Below are 14767 nucleotides of genomic sequence, written 5' to 3'. Positions count from 1 at the left end.
AGAGTGGTAAAGGCAGCCCGAGACTGGGCCACAATTGTTAACGATTGTGGCCGCGCTGCGGATGACCGCCACCTGCAAGGAGCGCCCGGGTTTGCCCCCGGTAAAATCCCGCGATGCTATTGGTCAAACAGGAGCTGCTCGCGGCGCTCGCGAACACGCTCGAATCCTTCTCGCCCGGCGCCGGCGCCAAAGCCGCGTTCGAATCGCCCAAGGTCGCGGCCCATGGCGATCTCGCAAGCACCGCGGGGATGCAGCTCGCCAAGCCCCTGGCGCGCAAGCCGCGCGAACTGGCCGAGGACATCAGCGCCGCGCTCAAGGCCACCCCGGCCTTCGCGCAGTGGGTCGATGCCATCGAGATCGCCGGCCCCGGCTTCCTGAACATCCGCCTCAAGACCGCTGCCAAGCAGCAGGTGGTGCGCGAGGTGCTGGCCGCGGGCGAGGCCTTCGGCCGCCAGCCCGCGCGCAGCGATCGTGTGCTGGTCGAGTTCGTCTCCGCCAACCCCACCGGCCCGCTGCACGTGGGCCACGGCCGCCAGGCCGCGCTCGGTGACGCGATCTGCAACCTGCTCGCCTCGCAGGGCGCGCAGGTGTGGCGCGAGTTCTACTACAACGACGCGGGCGTGCAGATCCAGACGCTGGCCACCAGCACGCAACTGCGCGCCAAGGGCTTCAAGCCGGGCGATGCCGAGTGGCCCGAGCAGGCCTACAACGGCGAATACATCGCCGACATCGCAGAGGACTTCAAGGCGAAGAAGACCGTGCGCTCCGACGACCGCGAGTACACGGCGAGCGGCGACGTCGACGACATCGACTCGATCCGCCAGTTCGCCGTGGCCTACCTGCGCCACGAGCAGGACCTGGACCTGAAGGCCTTCCAGGTACGCTTCGACAACTACTACCTCGAATCCAGCCTCTACACCAGCGGCCGGGTCGAGGCGACGGTGAAGCGGCTCGTCGAGGCCGGCAAGACCTACGAGCAGGATGGCGCCCTGTGGCTGAAGTCGACCGACTACGGCGACGACAAGGACCGGGTGATGCGCAAGGGCGACGGCAGCTACACCTACTTCGTGCCCGACGTCGCCTATCACATCGCCAAGTGGGAGCGCGGCTTCGGCGAGGTGGTCAACATCCAGGGCACCGACCACCACGGCACGATCGCGCGCGTGCGTGCCGGCCTGCAGGCCGCGAACGTCGGCATCCCGGCCGGCTACCCCGAGTACGTGCTGCACACCATGGTGCGCGTGATGCGCGGCGGCGAGGAGGTCAAGATCAGCAAGCGCGCCGGCAGCTACGTGACGCTGCGCGACCTGATCGAGTGGACCAGCACCGACGCCGTGCGCTTCTTCCTCCTGAGCCGCAAGCCCGATACCGAATACACCTTCGACATCGATCTCGCGCTGGCGCAGAACAACGACAACCCGGTCTATTACGTGCAGTACGCGCATGCGCGCATCTGCTCGGTGCTGGCCGCCTGGGGCGGCGATTCGGCCGCGCTGGCGGATGTCGACCTCGCGCCGCTGCAAAGCCCGGCTGCGCAGGCGCTGTTGCTGCTCTTGGCCAAGTACCCCGACATGCTCGCGGCCGCGGCCAAGGACTTCGCGCCGCACGACGTCACCTTCTACCTGCGCGAACTGGCCGCCTGCTACCACAGCTACTACGACGCCGAGCGCATCCTGGTGGACGACGAGCCGGTCAAGCGGGCCCGCCTGGCGCTGGTCGCGGCGACCGCGCAGGTGCTGCACAATGGGCTGGCAATTCTCGGCGTGAGCGCGCCGCGCAAGATGTGATTTCGAAACATGACTAAAAGACAGAGCGGCAACATCGTCATCGGGCTGATCGTCGGCCTGGTGCTGGGGCTGGGCGTGGCGCTGGGCATCGCGGTCTACGTGACCAAGGTGCCGATCCCCTTCATGACCAAGACCCAGCGCGGCGGCCCCGAGCAGGACGAGGCCGAGGCCCGCAAGAACCGCGACTGGGACCCCAACGGCCCGCTCGCCGGCAAGGCGGGTGCCGCCCGCCCGCAGGCGCCCGCGACGCCTGCACCGCCCCAGCCCGCCACGGCGGGGACGACCACGCCGCCGCCGACCGCGCCAGTGCCCGTGGTGGTGCCGCCCGGCGCGCAGCAGCAACAGCAACAGCGCGCCGCACGGCCGCCGCTGCCGGCCGAAGCCAACGCGCTGCCGCCGTCGAACGACCCCATCGGCGATCTCGCGCGGGCACGTTCGGGCGCCAACCCCGGCACCACCGCCGCTATCGCGCCGCCGAGCGCCAGCACCGATCCCTTCATGTATTTCGTGCAGGCCGGCGCCTTCCGCACCCCCGACGACGCCGAGGCGCAGCGCGCCAAGCTCTCGCTGATGGGCGTGGAAGCGCGCATCACCGAGCGCGAGCAGGCCGGCCGCACGGTCTACCGCGTGCGCGCGGGGCCTTTCAACAAGAAGGAAGATGCGGACCGGCTCAAGGAACGGCTCGACGGCGGTGGCCTCGAATCCGCCCTGGTGCGCGTCCAGCGCTGAGTTTTTCATTCTTCATCGCCTTCGCAGGCCGGGAACTCCGGGCCAGCCGCGGGCTCTGTCAGCCGCACAGGAGAACTTCTTAATATGAAACGTCGTGACTTTTCGCTGGCCGCCACTTCGCTGGGGCTTCTTCCCTTCGCCTCATCCTCGCATGCCCAGGCGCTCGCGCCCAAGGCAGGCACCGACTACGCGGTGCTCGAGAAGCGCGTGCCGGTCGACGCGCCGGCCGGCAAGGTCGAGGTGATCGAGTTCTTCTGGTACAGCTGCCCGCATTGCAACGCCTTCGAGCCGACGCTCGAGACCTGGATCAGGAAGCTGCCTGCCCACGTGTCTTTCAGGCGCGTGCCGGTCGCCTTCCAGCCTAGCTTCCAGCCGCAGCAGCGGCTCTACTACGCGCTGGAGGCGATGGGCAAGGTCGACGAATACCAGCGCAAGGTGTTCGCCGCGATCCACCAGCAGCGCCAGAATCTCTCGGGCGAGCAGCAGATCATCGACTGGGCCGCGGCCAACGGCCTCGACAAGGCCAAGTTCACCGAGAACTTCAAGTCCTTCACCGTCGCGAGCAAGATCCAGCGCGCCAAGCAGCTGCAGGAGGCCTACCAGGTGGCCGGCGTGCCCTCGATGGGCATTGCGGGCAGGTGGTATACGGACGGCGAACTCGCGCGCAGCATGGACCGCGCACTGCAGGTCACCGACTTCCTGGTCGGCGAAGCGCGCAAGAGCGCATAAAAGGCCCTCTTTCGCCGTTCGCGGCACTCTGCAGGAAGCCCGCTTCGGCGGGCTTTTTCATCCGCCGGCGAAAGCCGGATCCATGAGGCCGCATACAATCGCCCAGCAAGTTTCGTGCCTTTTATGACGTCGTTACCTTCCTCTCCCTTCCTCCGCCACCTTTGTCGTGCTTTGGTATTCGCCTTGGGTGTGGCCGGCTTCGTGTCGGCGGCGCAGGCCGAGAAGGCGGACCGCACCAAGCCGATGAACATCGAGGCCGACGCCATGCGCTACGACGACCTCAAGCAGACCAGCGTCTTTACCGGCAACGTGGTGGTGACCAAGGGCACCATCATCATCCGCGGCACGCGCATCGACGTGCGGCAGGATCCCGAGGGCTACCAGTACGGCGTGGTCACGGCCGCGCCCGGCAAGCTGGCCTATTTCAAGCAGAAGCGCGACGCCGGCCCCGACGAGTGGATCGAGGGCGAGTCGGAGGTCATCGAGTACGACAGCCGCGCCGACAACGTGAAGTTCATCCGCCGCGCGGTGATGCGCCGCCTGGTCGGCGCGACGCCCAACGACGAAAGCAGCGGCGCCTTGATCGTCTACGACCAGAGCAACGACACCTTTACCGTCAACGGCTCGCCGCTGCCGCCCAATGCGGGCGTGGCGACCCAGCCCGGCGGCCGCGTCAAGGCCATTCTCACGCCCAAGGCGGCCGCCTCGGCGCCCGCTGCCGGTTCCGCCAGGCCCGCGGCGCCGGCGTCCGGAACGGGCCTGCGCTCGACCACCACGCTCGGTGGAGAGCAGCGCAAGTGAACGGCGGCAACGAAGTCCCGGGCAGCCGCCTCGAGGCGCGTGGCCTGCAGAAGAGCTACGGCAGCCGCAAGGTCGTCAAGGACGTATCGCTCGGCGTGGAAAAGGGCGAGGTGGTCGGCTTGCTGGGGCCCAACGGCGCGGGCAAGACCACGTCGTTCTACATGATCGTCGGGCTGGTGCGGGCGGATGCGGGCGAGATCAGCATCGACGGCGAACCGATCGCGCACATGCCGATCCACCGCCGCGCGCGCATGGGCCTGAGCTACCTGCCGCAGGAAGCCTCGATCTTCCGCAAGCTCACGGTCGAGGAGAACGTGCGCGCCGTGCTCGAGCTGCAGCGTGAACCCGATGGCGCGGGCCGGCCGGTGCCGCTGTCGAAGCAGCGCATCGAGGAGCGCCTCGGTGAACTGCTGCACGACCTGCGCGTCGATCACCTGCGCGACTCGCCCGCGCTGGCGCTGTCGGGCGGCGAGCGCCGCCGCGTCGAGATCGCGCGGGCGCTGGCCACGCAACCGCGCTTCATCCTGCTGGACGAGCCCTTCGCGGGCATCGACCCGATCGCGGTGATCGAGATCCAGCGGATCATCAGCTTCCTGAAGGAACGCGGCATCGGTGTGCTCATCACCGACCACAACGTGCGCGAAACGCTGGGCATCTGCGATCACGCTTTCATCATCAGCGACGGGCATGTGCTGGCACAAGGCACGCCCTCGGAGATCGTCGACAACGCCGAGGTACGACGCGTGTACCTGGGCGAACATTTCCGGATGTAGAGAGGGGGCCGTATTTCGATGAAGCAAGGGCTCTCGCTTCGCGTTTCCCAGCATCTGGCGCTCACGCCGCAGCTCCAGCAGTCGATCCGGCTGCTGCAGCTCTCCACGCTCGAATTGAGCCAGGAAGTGGAGCAGATGCTGGACGAGAACCCGTTCCTCGAACGCACGGCCGAAGAGGCGCCGCGCGAGGAGTTCGGTCTGGAGGTGGCCGATGCGCCGGTGCGCGACGAGGACCGCCAGGCCGAAGGCGAGACCGATTTCGCGCCCGGCCCGGCCGCGGCGCCGGCCGAGGTGGCGGTGGCCGCTACCGGCGATGCCGAAGCCGCTGCGCCCGCCGACAGCGAGCCCGACTGGGAGGGCGACGGCACGGTCGACCTCGCGCCCGACGACAGCGAATGGGGCGGCGATGCGCCCGCGCGCGCCAACAACCTCGGCGACGACGAGCGCGCCGATGCGACCGAGCTCGCGCGCAGCCAGGAATCGCTGCAGTCCTTCCTGCACCGGCAGGCGCTGTCGCTGCGCCTGGACGAGAACGACTGCGCCGCGCTGCGCTTCCTGATCGAGTCGCTCAACGACGACGGCTACCTCGAGGATTCGCTGCCGGCGCTGGCCTCCGGCCTGGCGGGCGCCGACAACGACCAGTTCGACGAGCTGGTGCACCACTTCCAGGTCGCGCTGGGCCTGCTGCAGAGCCTGGAGCCGGCCGGCGTCGGCGCCCGCAGCCTCGCCGAATGCCTGACCATCCAGCTGCGCCAGCTGGCGAGCGCCAGGGAGAGCGAGGGGGAGGCCCAGGTGCGCAAGGCGGCCATCGCGATCTGCAAGCAGCCGATGGAGCTGCTCGCGCGGCGCGACTTCAAGCGCCTGGCCACGCTCACGCGCAGCAACGAGGACGAGGTGCGCGCCGCGCTGCAGCTGATCGCGAAGCTCGAACCCAAGCCGGGGCGCCGCTTCGTCGACGTCGAGCGAAACATCGTCGTGCCCGACGTGATCGTCACGCGCATCGGCCACGGCACCAACGCGAAGTTCCGCGTCATGCTCAACCCCGAGGTGATGCCGCGGCTGCGCGTGCACGACATCTACGCCGGCGCGCTCAAGCAGCACAAGGGCGAGGGCAGCCAGGCGCTGTCGCAGCGGCTGCAGGAAGCGCGCTGGTTCATCAAGAACATCCAGCAGCGCTTCGACACCATCCTGCGCGTCTCCAACGCGATCGTCGAGCGGCAGAAGAGCTACTTCGTGCACGGCGAGCTCGCGATGCGGCCGCTGGTGCTGCGTGAGATCGCCGACGAGCTAGGCCTGCACGAATCCACCATCAGCCGCGTGACCACCGCCAAGTACATGGCGACGCCCTACGGCACCGTCGAGCTCAAGTACTTCTTCGGCTCGGCCCTCGGCACCGAAACCGGCGGCAACGCCTCCAGCACCGCGGTGCGCGCGCTGATCAAGCAGTTCGTGAGCGCCGAGGATGTGAAGAAGCCGCTGTCCGACAGCCAGGTCTCCGAGATGCTCAAGGAGCAGGGCATCGAGTGCGCGCGCCGCACGGTGGCCAAGTACCGCGAGGCGCTGCGCATCGCGCCTGCGAACCTGCGCAAGGCACTTTAGGGCCTGTTCGCACATGAACGCGGGGGTGATTCATGTGTGAACAGGCGCTAACGATGAGCCGCCGTCGGAGTCCGCTCCCGAGCTGGATTCGCCTCGGCCTGGCCTTGATGGCGGCGGTTCTTCTCGCCAGCGGCTGCGCGATGCTGCCGGCCGAATTCGAACGCACGCCCTCGAAGGCGATGCCCCTGTCCACCGACACCGCGCTGGGCCGCATCGCCAAGGCCTCGCAGCCGGATGCGGACTTGAGCGGATTCCGGCTCATGCCCAGCGGCGACTTCGCGCTCAACACGCGGCTCGAGCTCGCGCGCCGCGCCGAGCGCACGCTCGACGTGCAGTACTACCAGATCGACAACGACGAGACCGGCCGCTACCTGCTGCGCACGCTGCGCGACGCCGCGCAGCGCGGCGTGCGCGTGCGGCTCCTGATGGACGATCTCTACACCGCGGGCGAGGACGAGCTGCTGCTCGCGCTGGCCGCGACGCCCAACCTGGAGCTGCGGCTCTTCAATCCCTTTCCGGCCGGGCGCGGCAGCGTGCTCAGGCGCTTCTCGGCCTCGCTCTTCGACTTCAACCGCGTCAACCGGCGCATGCACAACAAGCTCTTCATCGCCGACGGCGCGATGGCGGTGGCCGGCGGGCGCAACATCGGCAACCCGTACTTCACGCAGACGGCCGGCGCGAACTTCATCGACCTCGACACCTTCGTCGCCGGCGCGTTGATCCCGCGCCTTTCCAGCCTGTTCGACCTGTACTGGAACAGCGAGCATGTGCGGCCGATCGAAACCGTGGTCGCGCCCACGCTCGCGCGCGAAGAACGGCAGCGGCGCTTCGAGGCACTGACCGCCCCGGCCACCACGCCGGCGCCGCGCCCGCCGGCGCCCAACGACCTGCTGGGCTACAGCCCGATCGTCGAGAACCTCAACGCCGGCAAGCTCGACCTCATCTGGACCACCGCCGAGGCCTACGCCGATTCGCCCGACCGCGTGATCGGCAAGCAGGTCAACTACGGTGGCGTGCCGCTGCTCGACGTCGACAGCGTGCGCTACAACGTGGTCGAGCAGATGCGGCGCGGGCGTTCCGACGTGACGCTGGTGTCGCCCTACCTGATCCCCGGCAAGGAGGGGCTGGAGGTGCTGCGCGAGATCCGCCGCCGCGGTATGAAGATCAGCGTGGTCACCAACTCGCTGGCCGCCACCGACGAGCCCGTGGTCCACACCGGCTACCGCCGCTACCGCGCCGACATGCTGCGGCTCGGCGCCGAGATCCACGAGCTCAGCTCGGTGCGCACGCGGCGCAGCGTGCGCCTGGGCCTGTTCGGCACGCAGATCGGACGCCTGCACGCCAAGTCGGCCGTGATCGACGGGCGCACGCTGTTCGTCGGCTCGATGAACTTCGACCCGCGCTCGGAACTGCACAACACCGAGATCGGCCTCTTCATCTTCAGCCGCGAAATGGCGCAGCAGGTGCTGAAGCTGGTCGAGGTGCTTAAGCAGCAGGGCGCCTACAAGGTGCGGTTCGCGCCGGGCACCGAGAGAATGGAGTGGGTGAGCGAGGAGGCCGGCGTCGAACAGGTGCTCACCAGCGAGCCCGATGCGGGCTTCTGGGACCACCTGATGCTGGAGCTGCTGGCGCCGCTGGCGCCGGAGAGCCTGCTCTAGACCTCATCAGTAGCGATAACGGTCATGTCGGTCATGGCGGTCATGGCGGTCATGCCTGTCATGGCGGTCATGGCGGTAGTGATGGCGATGGCCGTGCCGGTACTCGTTGCGGTATTCATGGCGGTAGAAGTGCCGTGGCGCCGGGCGGTGGTAGTCATACACGGGCACCGGACGGTAGTGCCGCGGCGGCGGGTTGTAGTACACCGGCGCCGGGGCATAGTGGACCGGGCTGGCGATGCCGATGGCGACACCTGGCACGTGGATGCCCACCGACACGGCGAGGTCCCTGGCGCTGGCTGACGTTGCGCCCAGCACGGCTGCGGCGGAGAGGGCGCCGGCGGCGATCCACTTGAAGAAACGGGTGTGCGCGATGTTCATGAAGAAACTCCTGAAGGCATGAAGTGCCGTTGAGAGTCATTGCACCCGGCCCGCGTAAAGCAGGATCCGCCTGCTCTGTGAAGCTTGTTTCTGAATGTTGCGGCGCGGACACCCGGCGAAAGAACGAGACTTACCACATAAAATTCAGTTTTGTGGGGTAAGAATCGATGCCTGTCCAGCACGCCCTGTACCGCATGCATGAGCTGGCTTTCCGGACGCAGTACGCCGAACTCAAGGAGCGCACTGCGTCTGCCGGCCGCCTTCTTCAAGGAACGCCAGGGAGTCTTCAGTTGCGCCAGGGGACTGGCTATGCCTACTGGTATCGGGTCTTCTATCCGGCGCCCGGCAAGAAGGCCGAGCAACTCGTCTGCAAAGAAGGAGACACCGCGGCACTCGACCAGATGTCCCGCGAGATCGAGTTCGCCCAATGGACAAGCGCCCAGGTGAGAAACCTCAGGAAGCTCGATTTCCAGGTGGCGGACAAGGGCGTGGCGAGCGTCCTGGTCGAGCTTCACAACGCGGGCATCCTGGGCGCGGGCCTCGCACTGGTCGGAACCATGGGCTTCATGGCCTGGTTGAATGAACTCGGAGCGATGGCGATATCGGCCCGCACGCATGACGTCGACATTGCCGCTCGGCAAAGGCTGGGGCTTGCGGCGCCGGCGTCCTTTCTTGAAGCGATGGAGGCCACCAGGCTCGGTTTTCATCCGGTTCCCGGGATGCCGAGCCAGGCGCCCTCGACCTCCGTGAAGCTCCAGGGCAGGGATGGATTGCGGGTCGACGTTCTGACGCATGGCGAGGAGCTCGGAAAGACCGTTCTCCTGCCGCAGCTGAAATGGCATGCCGAGACCGTGCCCCACTATGACTACCTGCTGGCGGAGCCCAGTCGCGCCGCATCTCTGGCCGGGGGTCATTGCATCCCCTTGACGCTGCCGCAACCGCAGCGTTTCGTCTGGCACAAGCTCTATGCGAGCGCCCAGCGCAAGGCCAGGCCCGAGAAAGCCGAAAAGGACCTGCTGCAGGCAGCGACCCTGGGAGCCGTCCTGGCCGAGCAGCAGGACGAGCTTCTGTCCGAATCGTTTCGGAATGCGCCAGCCGCACTGAAGGAAGCGGCGAGAACCCGCCTGCCTGCTTTGCGCAGGGCCTTGAGTGGACATCCTCAAGCGCTCGAGCAGTTCGAGCTGGCCCTCGCACCGGCAACAAAAAAGCCTAGCTCGGCCGGTCGGTGATGTTGACCGCTTCCACCTGCACCAAGAGCCGCACCTTGTTCTCGAAGCCGAAGTTGATGCCCCAGGTGATGCCCCAGTCGCTGCGCTCCACGACGGTCTCGAAGTCGCCGCCGCAGACCTGGCGCTTGATCAGCGGGCTCAGGTAGCAGCCGAAGCGGTTGGCCTTGAGCTTGACGGGCCGCGTCTGGCCCATCAGCGTGAGCGTGCCGTCGACCTCGACCACCTTGTCGCCGTTGAAGTCGATCTTGTCGGCCACGAAGCGGCCGGTCGGAAATTCCGCGACGTTGAAGAAGTCCCTGCTCATCACATGACGGTTGAGCAGATCGACGCCGGTGTTGATGGAGCCGATATCCATCGTGATGTCGATCTTGCCGCTCTTGCCCGAGGCGTCGATCTTGACGGTGCCGTCCTTGGTGCTGAAGCGGCCGCGGTTGGTGGTGGTGCCGTAGTGGCCCATCTCGTACATCACGAAGGTGTGGGTCGGGTCGACCACGTAGCTGGCGCCCTTGACCGGACCTCCTGCCGGCAGGGCGGGCAGCTCCGGTGCCTGCTGCGCGGCGGCGAGGGTCGCTGCGGCCGCGAGTGCAACGAGGGCAATGGACTTGATCATGACGAGCTTTCGAATGGGGCGATGAAAGAATGAAAGAAGGTCAGGGTCAAAGCGGACGCAGGCCCGTCAGCACGAGCTTGAAACGGACCTGCACGTCGTCGCCGACCATCGAGGTGTCGGTCCATTCGCCCTCGCCGATCTTGAAGGCGAGGCGCTGGATCGCAAAGCTTCCGGTCGCCACCGATTGACCCGCGGATTGCGTGATCGTCACCGGCACCACGAGCTCCTGGGTAGTGCCTTTGATCGTGAGCCTGCCTGCGATCTCGAAGCGGCCGCCGCCGAGGGTCTTGATCCTGCTCGAATGGAAGTTGGCCTTGGGAAATCGCGCCGTGTCGAACCATGGCGCCTTGGGCAGCTCGGCATCGCTTTGCGGCACGCCGAGGGTGGCGCTGCCCATGTCGATCTGCATGGCGACCGTGCCTCCCTCGGGCTTCTGCGGGTCGAAGGCGATCTGGGCGTCGAACTTCTTGAACGCGCCTTCGACCGGCACGCCCATCTGCTTGGTGACGAAGACGATCTGGCCGTGGCCGGGGACGAGCTTCGCCATCGGTTCCATGGCGCTCGCCAGCCCTGCGATGGCGATCATGGCGACAGCGCCCAGTGCGCGTGCGGCCGGCGCCGCCAGGCCCATTCGGGGAACACCGCGGAACGGGCTTTGCCGGGCCGCTGGTGTTGCCCCCGGCGAGGGGGTTGGCGGCCACGCGAAGTGGGCAAGCCTGGGGGGGAGCTTCACTTTGGCCACATCCGCTCCAGCAGGCCGTCGCGGTCGATAAGGTGATGCTTGAGCGCCGCCGCCGCGTGCAGCAGCACTACGGCGGCCAGCGTGAATGCGCTGCCCTTGTGCATCGGCTTCAGCACCGCCTCGGCGAAGTCCTTGTCCACCGGCACCAAGTCCGGCAGCGGCACGACGCCGAACCAGACGACCGGAATGCCCAGCCCCGAGCTGTAGGCCCAGCCGAAGAGCGGCACGGCGAAGAACAGCAGGTACAGCAGCAGATGCGTGCCGCGGTGCGCGACGAGCTGCCAGCCCGCCATCGCTTCCACGATGCGCGCCGGCAGCGGCGGCGGCGGGTGCGACAGGCGCCACAGCAGGCGCAAGGCCGAGAGCGTCAGGATCGTGATGCCGGCCCACTTGTGCCAGTTGATGAGCTTGAGACGCATCGGCGAGAAGGCCAGGCCGGCCATGTAGAGGCCGACGCTGAAGGCGGCCACGATCAGCAGTGCCAGCAGCCAATGCAGCCCCATGGCGACCGCGCCGTAGCGCGGGGCATCGGAAGGGGCGTGGGCAAGCGCGGGATGGAGCGGCTCGGCGGGCATGCCCGGAGCATATCGCCCCGCAAGCCGCCTACCCGAGGCTCCAGCGCGCGATCAGCAGCAAGCCGAGGCCCAGCACCAGCATCAGCACGAAGGGCACCACGAGCCAGGGCGCATCGCGCTCTTCCTTGTCGGAGTTGAACCGGTCGTTCATGGCGGTCAGAAGGTCGGTACGTGATCGGCTTGTTCGGACGTGCGGTCGGTCAGCACCTCGCTTGCGGCGGGTACCGAGGGGTCGCTGCTCCGATAGGCGGCCGCAGGCGGGGCCTGGCGCTGCACCGTGGCGCCGCTGGCCTCGGCTTGCCAGTGGCCGAGCAGGGCCAGGCCGACAAGCAGGATCGCGGCCATGGCCACCGAACCGAGCAGCAGCCGCGGCATGCGGCTTTTCTTCCGGCTTTTTCCGGCGAGCGCCGACAGCCGGTATCTGGACGCTGCGTGGGATTGGAACTGCATGAGGTCCTTCCTTCCTTCGGATGGCACGCGATGAAGGCGTGTGCATGCAAATCTAGGCAGGAAGGCTCGCGCGGAAAATGCCGCCTTCGCGTTCGTGATCCCGCGTTCGCGGGAGTGGCCGCGCGGGGCCGCTCAGGCGACCGGCGTGGTCATCGGCAGGCGCAGCACGACGCAGGTGCCGCTGGCACCCGATCGCATCTCGAGCTCGCCGCCGAGCCGCCGGGCGCGCGCGCCCATGTTGCCGAGTCCGTGGCCCTGCCGCGGGGCGATGCCCAGCCCCCGGCCGTCGTCCTCGACTTCCATCTCGAGCATGTCGCCGATCTGGTGCAGCCGCACCTCGACCCGCGTGGCCCGCGCGTGCTTGAGCACGTTGGTCAAGGCCTCCTGCGCCACCCGCAGCAATTGCAGCGCGGCGTGCGGCGACAGGGTCATTGCGTCGTCGGGCAGGTCGATGTCCCAGCGGGGGTGCACGCCGGCGGCGATCAGCTGCGCCTCCCAGCGGAACATGAAATTGCCGAGCGCGGCGCCGAGGTTGTGCTCGTCGGACGCGAGCGCGTCGAGCGCGAGCCGCATGTCGGCGATGCAGCCGCGCAGTGCGGTGGCGATCTGGCCGTCGTCCATGTCGCCGCGCTCCACGCGCGACAGCGAGGTGAAGAGCTGCGAGCCCAGGCCGTCGTGCAGGTCGCGCATGATCAGCTGGCGTTCTTCCGAGGCCGCGTGCTCGCGCTCCAGGGCGGCCAGCCGCTCGTAGTTGGCGGCCAGCGCGCGCTCGCGGTCGGCCACGCGCGTCTCCAGAGTGCGGTTCAGGTCCTCGAGCGAGCGCAGCGTGCGCAGGAAGCGTGCTGTCAGGAGCGCGGCCATCGCGAGCAGCAGCGTGTTCGAGCCGAAATGCAGGAGGTGGATGCGATGTCCGACCCATTCCGGCAGGAAGCGCCCGAGCAGGCGCGGGTCCCAGGTGATCAGGTAGTCGTGCACGCCCACCAGCACCGCGAACGCCATGACGGCGGAGAGCACGGCCGAGGTCAGCGTGCCGCGGCGGCGCGCATAGCCGATCGAGGTCGCGATGATCAGCAGGCCGACCACCATCATGCCGCCCAGCCAGTAGCGCGCCACGTACGGCTCCGCAGCGAAGCCGCCGAGTGCGAAGCCGAGCGGGCCCAGCAGCCCGTAAGCCACCAGTCCGCGCTCCAGTCGGGGCCGATGGACGCCGGCATAGCGCAGCGTGAACACCGCCATCACGACCACGAAGCCGCCCGTGGCGCTGTGGTAGAGCACGCGCCACCACTGCCACTGCGCGATGGGCATCGCATCGATCAGGAAGGTCATGGTGCGGGTGGCCCACAGCGCGGCCGCCAGGCCGAACAGTCCGTAGAGCACCTCGCTGCGGCGGCGCCACCAGATGAACACCACGAAGCCGGCGACCAGCACGGAGACCAGCACCGTGAGCTCGGGCACGGTGCGGGTCCAGAACAGGCGGCGGTCGTGCAGCGGCTGGATCTCGGCCTGCGGCCCGATGGCGACGCGCGGGAAGCGCAGCGGGTAGCCCTTGGGGGCCGCGACGCGGATCGCCAGCTCGTTGCGGCCGGGGCGCAGCATCGGTGCCGGAAATACCGCCATCTGCGGCCGGTAGGTGCGCGCGTAGACCTGGTCGGTGTTCTCCTGCACGCCGGCGAGCAGCGTGCCGTTGAGCCACAGCTCGCCGCCGTCGTAGAAGTAGGGCACATAGACGGCCCACCGCGCCTGCCGGGCCGGATCGTCGGGGTAGTCGAAGCCGATGCGGTACCAGGCCGGCGCCTTGGCGCGCGCGGGGCGAGAGTATCCGGCGTCGTCGGGTAGCGCCACCGCTTCCCAGGCCGCGTCGGGCGGCGGCGGGGTCCGCGGGACCTCCGGTGCCGCGAGCACCGAGGCCTGGCGCGGCTCCTGCAATGCCGCATGGACGCTGCCCGCCATACAGGCCGCCAACAGCATGGCGACCGCCAGCCGACGCATCACAGCAATCCCATCTGGCTCGCTTCGTAGACCGCTTCGCCGCGCGAATGGACGGCCAGCTTGCGGTAGATCTTCTTCACGTGCGCGACCACGGTGTGCGGCGAGATGTCGATCAGCTCCCCGATGGTGTCGAAGCTCAGGCCCTTGGCCGTGAGGCGCAGGATCTCGGTCTCGCGCTCGGTCAAGGGAGACGGCGTCTCGGGCGTCGACGGCGGGGTCGCGGCCGGCGCCTGCGCGCTCACGCGGAAGCGCGCCAGCACGCGGCGCGCGATGCTCGGGCTGATGGGCGAGCCGCCGGCGCGCACTTCGTGGATGCTGGCGGCGATGCGGTCCGACCCGGCGTCCTTGAGCAGGTAGCCGGTGGCACCGGCCTCGATCGACGACAGCACGTGCTGGTCGTCGCCGAACATCGTGACCACCAGCACGTCGCACTGGGGCCGATGGCGGGCGGCGTGGCGGATCACCTCGACGCCATCGATGTCGGGCAGCCCGAGGTCGACCAGCATCACGTCGGGCGCCTGGGCATCCAGCATCGCCAGCGCCGCGCGTCCAGTGGCCACCGCCGCGATGAGCTGCAGGCCGGGATCTGCCAGCACCGCATCCGAGAAACGGCGCATGAACTCCGGTTCGTCTTCGACAATCAGCACGCTGGTGGTCATGTGAGCCCCTTCGCGACGCGACCCGGCGATTTTCGCACCGGGGAGTTGCGTGGCGATAG

The 14767-nt window shown here is 68.2% G+C and carries 16 protein-coding genes; 8 read left to right on the top strand and 8 right to left on the bottom strand.

Annotation, left to right across the window (positions count from 1 at the left end):
• Window positions 1-113: 113 nt before the first annotated feature.
• The 7 genes from argS to EJI01_RS03785 all read left to right on the top strand — a co-directional run bounded on the left by argS (window position 114) and on the right by EJI01_RS03785 (window position 8076).
• A complete protein-coding gene (gene argS, locus EJI01_RS03815; protein WP_126835796.1) occupies window positions 114-1787 on the top strand; it encodes an arginine--tRNA ligase in 1674 nt (557 codons plus the stop codon).
• A 9-nt stretch (window positions 1788-1796) separates the two neighbouring features.
• Window positions 1797-2516: an SPOR domain-containing protein gene (locus EJI01_RS03810; RefSeq protein ID WP_126835795.1), complete on the top strand. Its 720-nt coding sequence runs from the start codon at window positions 1797-1799 to the stop codon at window positions 2514-2516.
• 84 nt (window positions 2517-2600) lie between these two features.
• A complete protein-coding gene (locus EJI01_RS03805; RefSeq protein ID WP_126835794.1) occupies window positions 2601-3245 on the top strand; it encodes a thiol:disulfide interchange protein DsbA/DsbL in 645 nt (214 codons plus the stop codon).
• A gap of 123 nt (window positions 3246-3368) precedes the next feature.
• Window positions 3369-4046 (top strand): lipopolysaccharide transport periplasmic protein LptA, encoded by a 678-nt coding sequence (gene lptA, locus EJI01_RS03800; RefSeq protein WP_126835793.1) that lies wholly within the window; start codon window positions 3369-3371, stop codon window positions 4044-4046.
• Window positions 4043-4819, top strand: a complete 777-nt coding sequence (lptB, locus tag EJI01_RS03795) for an LPS export ABC transporter ATP-binding protein (RefSeq protein WP_126835792.1) — start codon at window positions 4043-4045, stop codon at window positions 4817-4819. The genes lptA and lptB overlap by 4 nt, the downstream gene beginning before the upstream one ends.
• An 18-nt stretch (window positions 4820-4837) precedes the next feature.
• Complete coding sequence (locus tag EJI01_RS03790) at window positions 4838-6418, top strand: RNA polymerase factor sigma-54 (RefSeq protein WP_126835791.1); 1581 nt, start codon at window positions 4838-4840, stop codon at window positions 6416-6418.
• Between the two features lie 53 nt (window positions 6419-6471).
• Window positions 6472-8076, top strand: a complete 1605-nt coding sequence (locus EJI01_RS03785; protein ID WP_260602312.1) for a phospholipase D family protein — start codon at window positions 6472-6474, stop codon at window positions 8074-8076.
• Window positions 8077-8082: 6 nt separating this feature from the next.
• On the opposite strand, the gene EJI01_RS03780 is transcribed toward EJI01_RS03785, so the two are convergent.
• Window positions 8083-8454 (bottom strand): hypothetical protein, encoded by a 372-nt coding sequence (locus EJI01_RS03780; protein ID WP_126835789.1) that lies wholly within the window; start codon window positions 8452-8454, stop codon window positions 8083-8085.
• 194 nt (window positions 8455-8648) lie between these two features.
• On the opposite strand from EJI01_RS03780, the gene EJI01_RS03775 reads away from it, so the two are divergent.
• Window positions 8649-9683 (top strand): GSU2403 family nucleotidyltransferase fold protein, encoded by a 1035-nt coding sequence (locus EJI01_RS03775; RefSeq protein ID WP_221885631.1) that lies wholly within the window; start codon window positions 8649-8651, stop codon window positions 9681-9683.
• Here the strand turns inward: EJI01_RS03775 and EJI01_RS03770 are convergent.
• The 7 genes from EJI01_RS03770 to EJI01_RS03745 all read right to left on the bottom strand — a co-directional run bounded on the left by EJI01_RS03770 (window position 9664) and on the right by EJI01_RS03745 (window position 14708).
• Window positions 9664-10293, bottom strand: a complete 630-nt coding sequence (locus tag EJI01_RS03770) for a YceI family protein (protein WP_185878805.1) — start codon at window positions 10291-10293, stop codon at window positions 9664-9666. The genes EJI01_RS03775 and EJI01_RS03770 overlap by 20 nt on opposite strands.
• Window positions 10294-10339: 46 nt before the next feature.
• Window positions 10340-10879, bottom strand: a complete 540-nt coding sequence (locus EJI01_RS03765) for a YceI family protein (RefSeq protein ID WP_260602310.1) — start codon at window positions 10877-10879, stop codon at window positions 10340-10342.
• 143 nt (window positions 10880-11022) lie between these two features.
• Window positions 11023-11610 (bottom strand): cytochrome b, encoded by a 588-nt coding sequence (locus tag EJI01_RS03760; RefSeq protein ID WP_126835785.1) that lies wholly within the window; start codon window positions 11608-11610, stop codon window positions 11023-11025.
• 28 nt (window positions 11611-11638) lie between these two features.
• Window positions 11639-11761 carry a hypothetical protein gene (locus EJI01_RS29205; protein WP_260602308.1) on the bottom strand — a complete coding sequence of 41 codons (123 nt, stop codon included), beginning with the start codon at window positions 11759-11761 and terminating at the stop codon, window positions 11639-11641.
• A gap of 5 nt (window positions 11762-11766) precedes the next feature.
• Window positions 11767-12060, bottom strand: coding sequence for a hypothetical protein (locus EJI01_RS03755; protein WP_126835784.1), 294 nt, complete (start codon window positions 12058-12060; stop codon window positions 11767-11769).
• Between the two features lie 132 nt (window positions 12061-12192).
• Complete coding sequence (locus EJI01_RS03750; RefSeq protein WP_126835783.1) at window positions 12193-14049, bottom strand: ATP-binding protein; 1857 nt, start codon at window positions 14047-14049, stop codon at window positions 12193-12195.
• On the bottom strand, window positions 14049-14708 hold the full coding sequence (locus tag EJI01_RS03745) for a response regulator (protein ID WP_126835782.1): 660 nt from the start codon (window positions 14706-14708) through the stop codon (window positions 14049-14051). Before EJI01_RS03745 ends, EJI01_RS03750 begins: the two co-directional genes overlap by 1 nt.
• Between the last annotated feature and the right edge of the window lie 59 nt (window positions 14709-14767).

This window comes from Variovorax sp. MHTC-1 (genome assembly GCF_003984645.1).
Taxonomy (GTDB): Bacteria; Pseudomonadota; Gammaproteobacteria; order Burkholderiales; family Burkholderiaceae_C; genus Variovorax.
Note: the sequence above shows the minus strand (reverse complement) of the source record. Positions and strands in the feature narration are given on the sequence as shown.